Below are 12,333 nucleotides of genomic sequence, written 5' to 3'. Positions count from 1 at the left end.
AAGACTTTACATGATATATCCTTACAAAGAAAAAAATCCGAAAATTGCGAGTAGTGCTTTTATCGCTGACTATGTTACGATTACAGGCGACGTTTCCGTTGGCGAGGAATCAAGTATTTGGTTTAATACAGTCATCCGTGGTGATGTGTCACCAACAATAATTGGAGACCGAGTAAATGTACAAGACCAATGTACACTCCACCAAAGCCCTCAATATCCTCTTATTTTAGAAGATGATGTTACAGTTGGGCATCAAGTTATTTTACATAGCTGCCATATTAAAAAGGATGCTTTAATTGGAATGGGATCCATTATATTAGATGGTGCTGAAATTGGTGAAGGAGCTTTTATCGGCGCTGGAAGCCTCGTTTCACAAGGAAAGAAAATTCCACCAAACACGTTAGCTTTCGGTCGTCCCGCGAAAGTCATTCGTGAATTAACAGAAGAAGACCGTAAAGATATGGAGCGTATTCGTACGCAGTATGTTGAAAAAGGTCAATATTATAAATCACTACAAAAATGATTTTACTGCTGCCATAATACTGGCAGCTTTTTTATATAAAAACTAACTTTTTCTTTACAAAACATTATTACTCCCTCAACAAAATCTTATTAAAATAAAAGCTAATATCTCCATATATATGTAAACGAGGGAGGAGAATTTTCATGAAGGTCAGTGGATTATATAAAATAGAATGTTACATTTTTAAAGGAATTAATCGCTACTTTGATCAAAAAACATTAAATATCTTTTTCAGCAATATTACCCATATCGGTGGTGCTACTTTCTCCATTGCACTTACACTTTTCTTTTTAATTTTTGCAAAAGGGACTTTACACCAAGCAGCAATCGCTACTGCTATTTCTTTAGCAATTAGCCATATTCCTGTACAAATATTAAAAAGGTGGTATCCACGAAAACGTCCTTATTTAACAATTCAGGATGCGAAATATCCAGTCCATCCATTAAAAGACCACTCTTTCCCGTCTGGTCATACAACAGCCGTTTTCTCTGTCTTCATTCCATTTATTTGCTATAATCCAAGCTTACTTGCTTTCCTATTACCGTTAGCATTATGCGTCGGTATTTCACGTATTTATTTAGGACTTCACTATCCGTCAGATGTGTTCGTCGGCATGTGCCTTGGCACTTGCTCTGGCATCATCTCTTTTTATCAATTCATCCCACTTTTCACATAAAGGAGTGATATGATGAGAGTCGCCATTTTTACCGATACTTTTACGCCACAAGTTAACGGGGTTGCGAAAACGTTAGAACGATTAACAAGTTACTTTCAGAAAGAACAGATCGCCTATTCTGTTTTCGCCCCTCAGCATACAGCTGAAGATAATTTCGTAGCTAATGTGAACAAGATGAGAAGTATCCCGTTAACAATATTATATCCAGAATGTCGCTTTTCTTTTCCTACTCCGCGTATTAAACGGGAACTTCATTCCTTTAAACCTGACATTATTCACATTGCCACACCTTTCAACATGGGACTTTGTGGACTGTATTACGCCAAAAAGTTAAACATCCCAGTTGTCGGTTCTTATCATACTGATTTCGATGCGTATTTACGCTATTACAAAATTGAATTTCTCTCCAATATGCTTTGGAACTATTTAAAATGGTTTCATAGTCATATGCAAAAAAATTTTGTTCCCTCCTCTGAAACATTACATCAATTAAAAAATAAAGGCTTTCAGGCCCTCTCCATTTGGGGACGTGGTGTAGATTGCACACTCTTTCATCCAGCTTACAATACAGACCTATTCCGAAAAAAATATAATATTACAGCGAAGTACGTTCTTTCCTATGTAGGACGAATTGCTCCTGAAAAAGATATTGATACGTTGCAAAACCTTATCGTTAAAACATCGCATACTCGAAACGACATTCATTGGCTCATCGCAGGAGACGGACCTCTAGCAACAAATTTGCGTGAAGCTGTTCCACAAACAAATGTCACTTTTACTGGCTATTTACAAAGTGCAGATTTAGCTGAAGCATATGCTTGTTCTAACATAATGGTATTTCCATCAGCTACTGAAACATTCGGAAATGTCGTACTTGAATCACTCGCATGTGGCACACCTGTCATTGGTGCAAATAGTGGCGGGGTTAAAAATATTATTACAGATGGAAAAACGGGAATTCTTTGTCCCCCTAAAAATGAGGATGCATTTCTATCATCCATTTATTCTTTATTGCAAAATGAAGAAAAACTTGAGCAGATGGGAATAGCAGCTTCATCTTTTGCAAAATCAAAAAGCTGGGATGAGATCTTTCGCGGCTTACTTAACCAGTATGAAGAAGTCCTTCAGCATACCGCATCAGAGTTACTTGCTTGAACAGAAAAACTCCCTTCAAAAAACGAAGGGAGTTTATTACACACTTGTAAATTTTAGTTGAATGAATGATACATAAGGTGAAATATCATTTATTTCCATATTCATTATAGCAAAAATAAACATAACTAAACAGACTTGTAATAAAAACCCATAAAAATTAATATATGGTTATACAGTGTTTTTGCTGTATAATGATTTTAAGAATTCCCCTTAAAATCAACTTACTCACATACCTTTATACAGCAATTGTTCCCCAATTCTGTATATCAAAAAAACCTTTCATTCATTTGAAAGGTCTTTTTGAGCCTGCACATATTCTTCTTTCGTATTTACATTTATAAACCAACCCGCATTCACTTGTACATCTTCTCCAGAAACATACTTCACATTACATTGTGATAAAAGCTGCCCCATACTTCTTTTTTCTTCCTGAAGTAAAGCATAAATCTTTTCTTTCACGCGGTTATGATACGCTGCAAGTAGCGGCTGTTTTCTTCCATTAATAATAGGTACAACCGCATCATATTCATTGCTCGTTTGCTCCAGTAAAATGGTAAACCATTCATGCGAAACATTTGGCGCATCGCAAGGCATAATAGCATACCAATCTGCTTCTATGTATTCCATACCTGATACAATGCCGGCAAGCGGTCCATTTCCTTTATAGCGCGGAATGTCTTCTATAACAGGTACTTGTACGAATTGCTCTACTCGCTCTTTTATATCAGAATGACTGATGACTACAACTTCTTGGAGCGCACTTGTCATCTCTTTCAAAATATGCTCAATAAAAGTACTACCTTGCCAGCTCGCTAACGCTTTCGGCTCACCAAATCTACTCGACATACCGCCCGCTAATACAATTCCAGCCCACCTACTCATTGGCGATGTAGCTCAAATGTAATATGGCCTAATTCCGGTAAAATTAATTTATTCATCGCAAGGCGAACCGCCCCGCTCGATCCTGGCATCGAGAAAACTACTTTGCGCCCAATTGTACCCCCAATCGCTCTACTTAACATTGCGCTGCTCCCGATATCTTCTAAATAACTAATCATGCGGAACAACTCACCAAACCCGACAATCTCTTTATCTAATAGAGCTGACACTGCTTCAATTGTTACATCACGCTTCGTAATACCAGTACCGCCATTTGTTAATACAACATCTACATCTTCCTTATGATAACCAGCTAACACTGCTTGCTGAATACTTTCTTTATCATCTTTTACAATTTCATAAGAGGTTACTGTATGGCCCGCTTCTTTTAACAATTCATGTAATAGTTGTCCGCTCTTATCCGTTTCTTCCGTACGTGTATCGGAAATCGTAACAATCTTGCAACGCACTTCTTTTGGAGCTTGTTTTTTATGTTCAGTTACACTCATTTTTTATCTTTCCTTTCTTAAAGACTTTTCTTCATTTTATCATACATATCTTTACACAATTATGTATGAAGCCAATCATGCGCCATGATACAATATAAGTATACTAACCCACAAAAAGGAAAGTGCACTTTCTTATACTCCTAGACTACACATCTTTAGTTACTCTTTATATTTTCTACATAATAGAATTCAATTTTAAAACTTGTACTAAAAAATAAATTGGAGGTCTACATAGTATGGAACTTTATAAAAAATTAACAACAACATTCATCCTCTTATTCATCGCTTCCATCACTGTCGGCTTTTCCTTAAAAGGTGCAATTCCATACGCTACATTAGTAAGCATTATATTCGCGACACTATTTTTACTAAGTAGTGCCTTTTGCGCAGGTAAAGTACGTCAAATGAAAGGTTGATCACGTATGTTCCAGAAGAAACCCATCCTTTGTAAATCATGTAAAAAGGAAATACAAACGTATGAAAAGGCATGGATTCATATGCCATTTCCAGCAAGTGGCATGACTAATATGAAAAAGTATATTGAGCTAGAAGGCGAAGTATATTGCAAATCATGCATTCAAATTGTAAGTAAAACGAAATAAAAAAAGCTTTGCGCTCACCGCGCAAAGCTTTTTTTCATATATTATAGACCAGCTTGCTCTTTTAAAGCTGCAGCTTTGTCTGTACGTTCCCATGAAAGATCTACATCAGTACGTCCGAAGTGGCCGTAAGCTGCTGTTTGTTTGTAAATTGGGCGACGTAAGTCTAGCATTTTAATAATACCAGCTGGGCGAAGATCGAAGTTGTTACGAACTAGTTCTACTAGTACGTCTTCAGATACTTTACCTGTGCCGAATGTATCAACTGAAATTGATACTGGTTGTGCTACACCGATTGCGTATGCAAGTTGTACTTCTGCTTTGTCAGCAAGACCAGCTGCTACGATGTTTTTCGCAACATAACGAGCTGCATATGCTGCAGAACGGTCAACTTTTGTTGCATCTTTACCAGAGAATGCACCGCCGCCATGGCGAGCGTATCCACCGTAAGTATCAACGATGATTTTACGTCCTGTTAAACCAGCATCACCTTGTGGTCCACCAATTACGAAGCGGCCAGTTGGATTAATGAAGAATTTCGTTTCTCCATCCATTAATTCTGCTGGTACTACAGCTTTAATTACGTGCTCTTTTAAGTCGCGATCGATTTCTTCCCATGTAACATCTGGGTGATGTTGTGTAGAAATTACGATAGTATCAACACGTACTGGTTTACCATTTTCATCATACTCAACTGTAACTTGCGTTTTTCCATCTGGACGTAAGTATGATAATGTATCATCTTTACGTACTTCAGTTAAACGGCGAGCTAATTTGTGAGCAAGCGAGATTGGAAGTGGCATTAACTCTTGTGTTTCATTACATGCGAAACCAAACATTAAACCTTGGTCTCCTGCACCAATTGCCTCAATCTCAGCGTCAGTCATTTGACCTTCGCGTGCTTCTAGCGCTTGGTCAACACCCATAGCGATGTCAGCAGACTGCTCATCGATAGATGTTAAAACAGCACAAGTTTCTGCATCGAATCCGTATTTTGCGCGTGTGTAACCAATGCCTTGAATTGTTTCACGAACGATTTTTGGAATATCTACGTAAGTAGAAGTCGTAATTTCCCCCGCTACCAATACTAAACCAGTTGTTACAGTTGTTTCACAAGCTACACGTGCATTTGCGTCTTTTGATAAGATCGCATCTAAAATTGAATCAGAAATTTGGTCACAAATTTTATCTGGATGTCCTTCAGTTACAGACTCAGATGTGAACAGATGACGTTTTTTTGTCATGTGGTAAACCTCCCTACAGTAATTGTATATATTGTACGGAACTCATCCTTAATTTGCCACAAACTGCGACATACATTTATTCTCCCACACAAGCATACAGAAAAACCTTTCCTACTTTACATAGAGGAAAGGTTTAATTTGCTACTTGCATACTGCTTTTTGCCCTTCGCTCTTATCGTTCGAGACCTGTAGCCTCGCACAGGTTTTAGCACCTATTCACCTGCATTTATCAATACAAGTGAGGTTGCTGGGCTTCATCGGGCCTGTCCCTCCGCCAGCTCGGGATAAGAGAGTATCCGTCCCAACCTATACTAAAGAAATGATATTCATTTGTCAATTAATATTCACATTTTCCTGAAAGTTTTTCTCAATACGCCTGAAATGAAATATTAATAGGGAAATAATGCATTCACACAAACAAAAAGAAATAAATAGTATACATTATTTATATAATTGTGTTATACTCTTGTTGGGGATTACGAGAAATATTTCATTAAATGAAAAGGATGGTATATAAATATGAGTACTGTGAATGTCCAAATTGGTTTACACGAATTATTGAACGGAAGCAATGCACAGATTCAACTAAGTGTTCCGCAATTAGTGGAAAAAGTATTAATGCGAAATGAAGGGAAATTAACTTCGACTGGTGCCGTTTCTGCTTCAACTGGAAAATATACAGGACGTTCTCCTAAAGATAAATTTATTGTGAAAGAAGCATCGGTTGCTGACAAAATTGCTTGGGGAGCTGTGAACCAACCGATTTCTGAAGAACATTTTAATAAATTATATACTAAAGTTTTAGAATACTTAAAAGAAAAAGAAGAGTTATTCGTCTTCAAAGGATTTGCAGGCGCTGACCGCAATTACCGCCTACCAATTCAAGTTATTAACGAATATGCATGGCACAATTTATTTGTACATCAATTATTCATTCGTCCAACTGAAGAAGAATTAACAACTCATGAATCAGAGTTCACAATTGTTTCTGCACCGAATTTCAAAGCTGATCCAGCTGTTGACGGTACAAACTCTGAAGCATTCATTATGGTTTCATTCGAAAAACGTATCGTACTAATTGGTGGTACAGAATACGCTGGAGAAATGAAAAAATCAATCTTCTCTATTATGAACTTCTTATTACCTGAACAAGATATCCTTTCTATGCATTGCTCTGCAAACGTAGGTGAAGAAGGCGACGTAGCACTATTCTTCGGTTTATCTGGAACAGGTAAAACAACATTATCTGCTGATCCAAACCGTAAATTAATCGGTGATGATGAGCACGGTTGGTCTGATAACGGTGTATTCAATATTGAAGGCGGTTGCTATGCAAAATGTGTAAACCTTTCTCACGAGAAAGAACCACAAATTTTCGATGCAATCAAATTTGGATCTGTTTTAGAAAACGTTATCATTAATGACCAAACGCGTATCGCCGACTACAACGATACTACTTTAACAGAAAATACTCGTGCTGCATACCCTATGCATGCGATCGACAATATCGTACTGCCAAGTGTTGCTGGACACCCAAATACAATTATTTTCTTAACTGCTGATGCATCTGGCGTATTGCCTCCAATCAGTAAGTTATCAAAAGAGCAAGCTATGTATCATTTCTTAAGTGGTTACACTAGTAAACTAGCAGGAACAGAGCGCGGCGTTACATCTCCGCAAGCTACATTCTCAACTTGCTTCGGTTCACCATTCTTACCACTTGATGCATCTCGCTACGCTGAAATGCTTGGTGAAAAAATCGAGAAACACGATGCGAAAGTATTCCTAGTAAACACTGGCTGGACTGGCGGCGAGTACGGAGTTGGTAAACGTATGAACTTAGGTTATACTCGTGCAATGATTCAAGCAGCATTAAGCGGCGAACTTGCAAAAACTGAAACAGCTAAACATGACATCTTCGGTCTTGAAGTTCCACTTCACGTACCAGGTGTACCTGACGAAGTGTTAATGCCTGAACAAACTTGGGCTGATAAAGCTGCTTACAAAGCAAAAGCAATCGAGCTTGCAAATGAATTCAAAGAGAACTTCAAAAAGTTCGAAAGCGTTTCTGAAGATATTATTAACTTAGGCGGTCCAATCGCTTAAATTAAAACTTTCTGTTGGAATAACCCTTTACTCATATGAATAAGTGTCGTGTAACCGTAAAGTTTCGCGTACTCACCGACAAAACCCAATGCGGCTTAACGGTTACACACACTTACATAAAAAAGAAGCTTACGTGAAAACGTAAGCTTCTTTCTATATCTTATATAAAGTGAAATGCTAATCTCTTCATCTGTGACCTAGATTATAAAATTACAGCTTCGAATATATACATTATATCCCTACTCGCTACATCTCTCGGGTTTCACATCGTATGGGGTTAAAAAAGGCCCTGACCGCTTCTATTCGTGGCTGGATCATCTATTCCATCTAAAAAGAAGTCTTTTATCTTTTTATCTCTTTTAGCTCTTTGTTAGTTCTTTCTCATCTTTCATGCTATAGTATCCTAAATTCACAACGATTAAGAAATAACCACCCATAATCCCTACTGCAAATGCCCACATAACCATGTGGTGCTCAATTTCGTACATAATAATAGCACCCAAAATGGCAGCTGCAAAACGGTTAAACATACCGAGTGTCGGTGCTTTCGTCTTCTTTACAATACTATCTCCAAGCTTCTCAATTCTTCTCCCTAAAAGCCAAACGCAATACATACTTACAATAAGCCCAATTCCAGCGCCTAAAAAGTGTGCTGAAAACGGTGTTAACATCCAACCTAGTAACAAAATACCTAGTATATAATACGATTGGATTTTAAATGATCTTAGTGACATACTAATCATGCTGTACCTCTCTTCATTCGTTCTTATCTATCCAACAAAAAATTTCTTTCAAATTCATATTCCTTACATCCATTTCACTCAAATTAAAAACAACATAAACAGTATGTTTATGTTGTTTAAATGTTTTTAGAAAATAATATTATACAAGATTTCAAACATTATATTCTCATATTTTGTGACGGTTTTTCAAACTTTTTTCGTCCATTTATGAAAAAAATGATATCAATCTATGAACATACGGATATGATGTAATAAGTACACAAATAAAGGGGGCGTCTAATGATTTATTTTTTAATGGCTCTCATTCACCTCATTATCCCTGCACTTATCGGACTTTCATTGTATTGGTACACGAAAAACCATAGCATTTTTTACGCTGTCCTCGGTGTTCTTCTTCCAGGTATTATTCTTATTACACTCTTCCGTATTCCATTTTTAAACTTAATCCCACTTATTACTGCTATCTTATTTCTCATCTTCTTACCAAAAATAAAAAAATAGGAAAGCAGATCATAGGTGATCTGTTTTCCTATTTTGATATAGGTTCCCCTGCAATAGAATGAACTTTTACTTTCTCCGATTTCACAAACCATAGACCGACAAAAATGATAATTCCACCGATGATCTGTTGAAACGATACATATTCATTTGCCCAGACAGCTGCAAATAAAACAGCTACAAGCGGCGTTATATACATATATACCATCGTATGTGACGCCCCAATTTTTTGAACACCAACATACCACATTACTAGACCAAATACTGTGACAAAGAAAATAGAATATAGTAAAGCAAATTGTGTCATTCCGTGAGTAATGTGAAATGGCATGACAAACACATGCGGACCACTTAACAATAATAGCGGAATCGCACCCACTAATGCAGACCATGCTGTAACACGTAATGCTGAATATTTTTTAATTAATGGTCCTGCTAAAACAGGATAAAGCCCCCAGCATATGGATGTAATAAGTCCAATTCCATTGCCATAAAAAGAACTAGTAAGTGAATGTCCTGCTACTAAAACTAATGCTGCACCAACAAAAGCAATCATAGAACCGATTAACTTTCGAGAAGAAAAATTTTCTTGTTTCAGAAAAATCGCAAATACAGTTGTAAAAATAGGTGAAATAGAAATGAGTAAAGAGGCATTTGTAGCGGATGTATATTTGACAGTTTCCATAAATAACGTTTGATACAGTACAATACCTACAACGCTAACGATGATTAGTCTAGGTATATCCTTTCGCTCCATATAAACCGACTTTTCAATAAAAAAGGTAAGAAGTAACAGGAGCGGTGCCGCCGCCATCATACGAAGTGCAGTAAATTCAATTGCTGTAAATTCTAAAAATCCATACTTTGCAATCGTATAGTTAATCCCCCAAATAATAACAACACTTAAAATTAATAACTCAATTCCCCATCTTCTCATGCGTATCCCCTCCGCAAAGAAGATTATACAGAAAATTCAATCACATGTACATTTCATTATGTGAAAAAATCTTTTTACTATTGGGACGTTTTGGTAAATGAAATTATATCGGCGATTTTCTGAATATATCGGCGCAACTCCATTTATACCGGCGATTCCCCAAATATATCAGCGCAACTCCATTTATATCGGCGATTTTTTCAATATATCGACAATAATAGCGACTTATAAAATAAAAAAATGTGAGTCCAAAATACATTTTGGACTCACATTTCCTTTACTATACTCGAACGTGTAATTTCATATTTGGATTATAAAACTGGCTTGGGCTCTTCAACTGAAAAGTTCCTCCACCTTCATGCCAATCAACCGTTAACTTATCGTCCATAAATACAAGCTTTGTACGATCAGCGATAAAATTCATTGTGCTTGATTCAATATCCACATCGCGCTCATCTTTTTCTGCTACAGCTACTAAATCGATGATTCCGCTCATGACACAACCGCAACCCTCATTATCATAAAATAACTTTATATATTTCGCTTCGCTTGGAATCGTATCCATAATCTTTTTATATGCTGCTTCTGTTACAGTAACGTACATATGTTAATCTTCATCCTCTCTTCTCTTATCATTCATATATTGTATCACCATTTTTCTTAAAAGTTATATACAGAAAATTAAGACTAATATACAATGTATGTGATAAAGTTTCAGCAATCGAGCTTTTATGAGTAGTTCATGCAGGAGAAAGGATGTTTACTATCTGTGTTCAAACTACAACGATATCCTATGTTATTAGGTCTATTTAGTAGTTTCTTCATTTCTAGCGGAATGCTATTACAGCATGTACTTCCCTATTCTCCTTCTATTGGCTGGATTCTAGGTTTTATTTGTTTCCTACCCGCTTCTTATTTTGCTACGAAGAATACAAACAACTCATAAAGCAAGAATCATCTTAAGGAGGATTATTAAACATGCCAGCCTTAAAAAAAATAGAGCAATCACTCGATTACTTATTTCAAATTGAAAAATACGGGAAAGATAGTGCCTTTAGTCGATTTATCCCAGCCGTATATGATCCTATCAAATTTCCTTGGCAACAATTTTTTGAAGCAAATTTTGTAGATTTATTTAACGGCCTTATGATGCACGGATCTGAAAATGTAAACAAAGTATTTTTAGCTGTATTCCCTACAGATGACGTTCTTGAAACATTCATTTCACAATCCACACCTGGTGATTTACTCTTTATGCACCATCCCCTTGTAATGGAGTGTGGTGATCCGCTTGGAAGATCAGGCCGCGGTTTCATACCAATTCCTGAAAAATATTTGCAAGGAATAAAAGAAAAACAACTTTCTATATATACATGTCACGTACCAATGGATTTTCATCAAACACATGGAACGAGTATTTCAATTGCAAAAGCATTAAACGCTACTGTAGTGGACGACTTTGCATATGGAGGTCCAGAACAAGAACCAGTTGGCCTTATTTGTGAAATAGATGAAACATCAACAGAAGCACTCCAAAAACATCTAAAACAACTCTTCCAGATTCCTTACACAGACTTCGAAGGTAAACGACATGATTCCATCAAAAAAATCGCAATTATCGCTGGATGTGGCGATGTTGTATCTTTAATGAAGGAAGCAGAAGAAAAAGGTGCTGAAGCATATATTACAGGAGAAATCCATTGCCATATCGACAATGATTACGGCCGACATAAATACTCGCTCATTATGGATTATGTAAAAGAAACGAATATGTCTCTAATTGGCGTGTCACACTCTGCCTCTGAATATTTAGTAAAAGAGACATTGATGTATGATTGGTTTAAAGAGAATTTTGATGTGGATGTTATTTTGCTTCCGCAGGAGAAATGGTGGCTCTAACACTACTTAATTCTCCTCCCGCTATCTTTTGAAATCTAGACACAAAATACGATCTGCCACACAAAATTATAGAATTCATAATATATATATAGTAGTTCTATTTTAAAAACTAGATTTTGAAAATATAGAAAGGAGAACATATATGTACCCACGTAATTATTTTAGTTGCGACGGCAGGCGCAACAGCGGTTCTAACGGAAACACTGGGCCCACGGGGAACACCGGACCCACGGGGAACACCGGATCCACGGGGAACACCGGACCCACTGGGAACACCGGACCCACTGGGAACACCGGACCTACTGGTAATGCTGGACCTTCCGGAGCGGGTTTCCAAAGTACTACCACCTTCAGTCTAGCAGCGGCTCCCAACTATAAAAAAGGACAAGTTGTCACTTATACGGGCAGCGGCTATGTTGTAAAAAAAGATGCACCTCAAGGGTTTCCTAATATATCTCCAGATTATATCGTATTAGTAGAAAGTGGACCTACCGGTAGTACCGGACCTTCCGGCATCACTGGCCCTACGGGGAACACCGGACCTACTGGCATTACTGGGCCTAC

General features: G+C 37.2%; 15 protein-coding genes, 1 pseudogene and 1 riboswitch. Of the genes and pseudogenes, 10 read left to right on the top strand and 6 right to left on the bottom strand.

The annotated features are described in order from the left end of the window. The first annotated feature begins 10 nt into the window (after nucleotides 1–10). From BM089_RS09765 to BM089_RS09755, 3 genes are all read left to right on the top strand, one after another. Nucleotides 11–523, top strand: a complete 513-nt coding sequence (locus tag BM089_RS09765) for a gamma carbonic anhydrase (RefSeq protein ID WP_000640208.1) — start codon at nucleotides 11–13, stop codon at nucleotides 521–523. A 143-nt stretch (nucleotides 524–666) separates the two neighbouring features. Next, nucleotides 667–1,200, top strand: coding sequence for a phosphatase PAP2 family protein (locus tag BM089_RS09760; protein WP_000868582.1), 534 nt, complete (start codon nucleotides 667–669; stop codon nucleotides 1,198–1,200). 12 nt (nucleotides 1,201–1,212) lie between these two features. Next, complete coding sequence (locus tag BM089_RS09755) at nucleotides 1,213–2,355, top strand: glycosyltransferase family 4 protein (protein ID WP_001261652.1); 1,143 nt, start codon at nucleotides 1,213–1,215, stop codon at nucleotides 2,353–2,355. A gap of 279 nt (nucleotides 2,356–2,634) precedes the next feature. Here the strand turns inward: BM089_RS09755 and BM089_RS09750 are convergent, their stop codons facing one another. Beyond that, entirely contained in the window at nucleotides 2,635–3,237 is a 603-nt protein-coding gene (locus BM089_RS09750; protein WP_090976841.1) for a molybdenum cofactor guanylyltransferase, read from the bottom strand. Next, nucleotides 3,234–3,743: a MogA/MoaB family molybdenum cofactor biosynthesis protein gene (locus tag BM089_RS09745; protein WP_000117130.1), complete on the bottom strand. Its 510-nt coding sequence runs from the start codon at nucleotides 3,741–3,743 to the stop codon at nucleotides 3,234–3,236. The genes BM089_RS09750 and BM089_RS09745 overlap by 4 nt, the downstream gene beginning before the upstream one ends. 236 nt (nucleotides 3,744–3,979) lie before the next feature. Between BM089_RS09745 and BM089_RS09740 the strand changes: the two genes are divergently transcribed. Together BM089_RS09740 and BM089_RS09735 are read left to right on the top strand one after the other, a co-directional pair. Next, nucleotides 3,980–4,159: a hypothetical protein gene (locus BM089_RS09740; RefSeq protein ID WP_000424799.1), complete on the top strand. Its 180-nt coding sequence runs from the start codon at nucleotides 3,980–3,982 to the stop codon at nucleotides 4,157–4,159. Nucleotides 4,160–4,165: 6 nt separating this feature from the next. Further along, on the top strand, nucleotides 4,166–4,345 hold the full coding sequence (locus BM089_RS09735; RefSeq protein WP_090976839.1) for a hypothetical protein: 180 nt from the start codon (nucleotides 4,166–4,168) through the stop codon (nucleotides 4,343–4,345). A 41-nt stretch (nucleotides 4,346–4,386) separates the two neighbouring features. Here BM089_RS09735 and metK read toward each other — a convergent pair whose 3' ends face one another. After that, nucleotides 4,387–5,586 carry a methionine adenosyltransferase gene (gene metK / locus BM089_RS09730; protein WP_000163117.1) on the bottom strand — a complete coding sequence of 400 codons (1,200 nt, stop codon included), beginning with the start codon at nucleotides 5,584–5,586 and terminating at the stop codon, nucleotides 4,387–4,389. A 169-nt stretch (nucleotides 5,587–5,755) separates the two neighbouring features. After that, a riboswitch (SAM riboswitch) is annotated at nucleotides 5,756–5,877 on the bottom strand. A gap of 228 nt (nucleotides 5,878–6,105) precedes the next feature. On the opposite strand from metK, the gene pckA reads away from it, so the two are divergent. Then, nucleotides 6,106–7,692: a phosphoenolpyruvate carboxykinase (ATP) gene (gene pckA, locus BM089_RS09720; protein WP_053563510.1), complete on the top strand. Its 1,587-nt coding sequence runs from the start codon at nucleotides 6,106–6,108 to the stop codon at nucleotides 7,690–7,692. Between the two features lie 359 nt (nucleotides 7,693–8,051). Here the strand turns inward: pckA and BM089_RS09715 are convergent, their stop codons facing one another. Beyond that, complete coding sequence (locus BM089_RS09715) at nucleotides 8,052–8,435, bottom strand: ATP synthase subunit I (RefSeq protein WP_000624926.1); 384 nt, start codon at nucleotides 8,433–8,435, stop codon at nucleotides 8,052–8,054. A gap of 279 nt (nucleotides 8,436–8,714) precedes the next feature. Between BM089_RS09715 and BM089_RS09710 the strand changes: the two genes are divergently transcribed. Then, nucleotides 8,715–8,936, top strand: a complete 222-nt coding sequence (locus BM089_RS09710; RefSeq protein ID WP_000639042.1) for a hypothetical protein — start codon at nucleotides 8,715–8,717, stop codon at nucleotides 8,934–8,936. A gap of 28 nt (nucleotides 8,937–8,964) precedes the next feature. On the opposite strand, the gene BM089_RS09705 is transcribed toward BM089_RS09710, so the two are convergent. Both BM089_RS09705 and BM089_RS09695 read right to left on the bottom strand, forming a co-directional pair. Continuing rightward, nucleotides 8,965–9,870 carry a DMT family transporter gene (locus BM089_RS09705; protein WP_053563509.1) on the bottom strand — a complete coding sequence of 302 codons (906 nt, stop codon included), beginning with the start codon at nucleotides 9,868–9,870 and terminating at the stop codon, nucleotides 8,965–8,967. Nucleotides 9,871–10,150: 280 nt separating this feature from the next. Beyond that, nucleotides 10,151–10,474 (bottom strand): iron-sulfur cluster biosynthesis family protein, encoded by a 324-nt coding sequence (locus tag BM089_RS09695; RefSeq protein WP_000289570.1) that lies wholly within the window; start codon nucleotides 10,472–10,474, stop codon nucleotides 10,151–10,153. A 165-nt stretch (nucleotides 10,475–10,639) separates the two neighbouring features. On the opposite strand from BM089_RS09695, the gene BM089_RS31050 reads away from it, so the two are divergent. The 3 genes and pseudogenes from BM089_RS31050 to BM089_RS31490 all read left to right on the top strand — a co-directional run. After that, nucleotides 10,640–10,816 carry a hypothetical protein gene (locus BM089_RS31050; protein WP_090976837.1) on the top strand — a complete coding sequence of 59 codons (177 nt, stop codon included), beginning with the start codon at nucleotides 10,640–10,642 and terminating at the stop codon, nucleotides 10,814–10,816. Between the two features lie 32 nt (nucleotides 10,817–10,848). Next, nucleotides 10,849–11,769, top strand: a complete 921-nt coding sequence (locus BM089_RS09685; RefSeq protein ID WP_088338487.1) for a Nif3-like dinuclear metal center hexameric protein — start codon at nucleotides 10,849–10,851, stop codon at nucleotides 11,767–11,769. A 142-nt stretch (nucleotides 11,770–11,911) separates the two neighbouring features. Then, a pseudogene (locus tag BM089_RS31490) lies at nucleotides 11,912–12,333 on the top strand (collagen-like protein); the annotation flags it as partial.

This window comes from Bacillus sp. 5mfcol3.1, assembly GCF_900114335.1.
In the GTDB taxonomy this organism is placed as follows: Bacteria; Bacillota; Bacilli; order Bacillales; family Bacillaceae_G; genus Bacillus_A; species Bacillus_A thuringiensis_S.
The sequence above is the reverse complement of the archived record's forward strand: the minus strand, read 5'-3'. Positions and strand labels throughout refer to the sequence as shown.

What these genes read in the sequence shown, in the direction of transcription:
- BM089_RS09695 (WP_000289570.1), bottom strand. Translation starts at nt 10,474, where the DNA reads ATGTACGTTACTGTAACAGAAGCAGCATATAAAAAGATTATGGATACG.
- BM089_RS09735 (WP_090976839.1), top strand. Translation starts at nt 4,166, where the DNA reads ATGTTCCAGAAGAAACCCATCCTTTGTAAATCATGTAAAAAGGAAATA.
- BM089_RS09710 (WP_000639042.1), top strand. Translation starts at nt 8,715, where the DNA reads ATGATTTATTTTTTAATGGCTCTCATTCACCTCATTATCCCTGCACTT.
- BM089_RS09755 (WP_001261652.1), top strand. Translation starts at nt 1,213, where the DNA reads ATGAGAGTCGCCATTTTTACCGATACTTTTACGCCACAAGTTAACGGG.
- BM089_RS09705 (WP_053563509.1), bottom strand. Translation starts at nt 9,870, where the DNA reads ATGAGAAGATGGGGAATTGAGTTATTAATTTTAAGTGTTGTTATTATT.
- BM089_RS09760 (WP_000868582.1), top strand. Translation starts at nt 667, where the DNA reads ATGAAGGTCAGTGGATTATATAAAATAGAATGTTACATTTTTAAAGGA.
- pckA (WP_053563510.1), top strand. Translation starts at nt 6,106, where the DNA reads ATGAGTACTGTGAATGTCCAAATTGGTTTACACGAATTATTGAACGGA.
- BM089_RS09685 (WP_088338487.1), top strand. Translation starts at nt 10,849, where the DNA reads ATGCCAGCCTTAAAAAAAATAGAGCAATCACTCGATTACTTATTTCAA.
- BM089_RS09715 (WP_000624926.1), bottom strand. Translation starts at nt 8,435, where the DNA reads ATGATTAGTATGTCACTAAGATCATTTAAAATCCAATCGTATTATATA.
- metK (WP_000163117.1), bottom strand. Translation starts at nt 5,586, where the DNA reads ATGACAAAAAAACGTCATCTGTTCACATCTGAGTCTGTAACTGAAGGA.
- BM089_RS09740 (WP_000424799.1), top strand. Translation starts at nt 3,980, where the DNA reads ATGGAACTTTATAAAAAATTAACAACAACATTCATCCTCTTATTCATC.
- BM089_RS09765 (WP_000640208.1), top strand. Translation starts at nt 11, where the DNA reads ATGATATATCCTTACAAAGAAAAAAATCCGAAAATTGCGAGTAGTGCT.
- BM089_RS09750 (WP_090976841.1), bottom strand. Translation starts at nt 3,237, where the DNA reads ATGAGTAGGTGGGCTGGAATTGTATTAGCGGGCGGTATGTCGAGTAGA.
- BM089_RS09745 (WP_000117130.1), bottom strand. Translation starts at nt 3,743, where the DNA reads ATGAGTGTAACTGAACATAAAAAACAAGCTCCAAAAGAAGTGCGTTGC.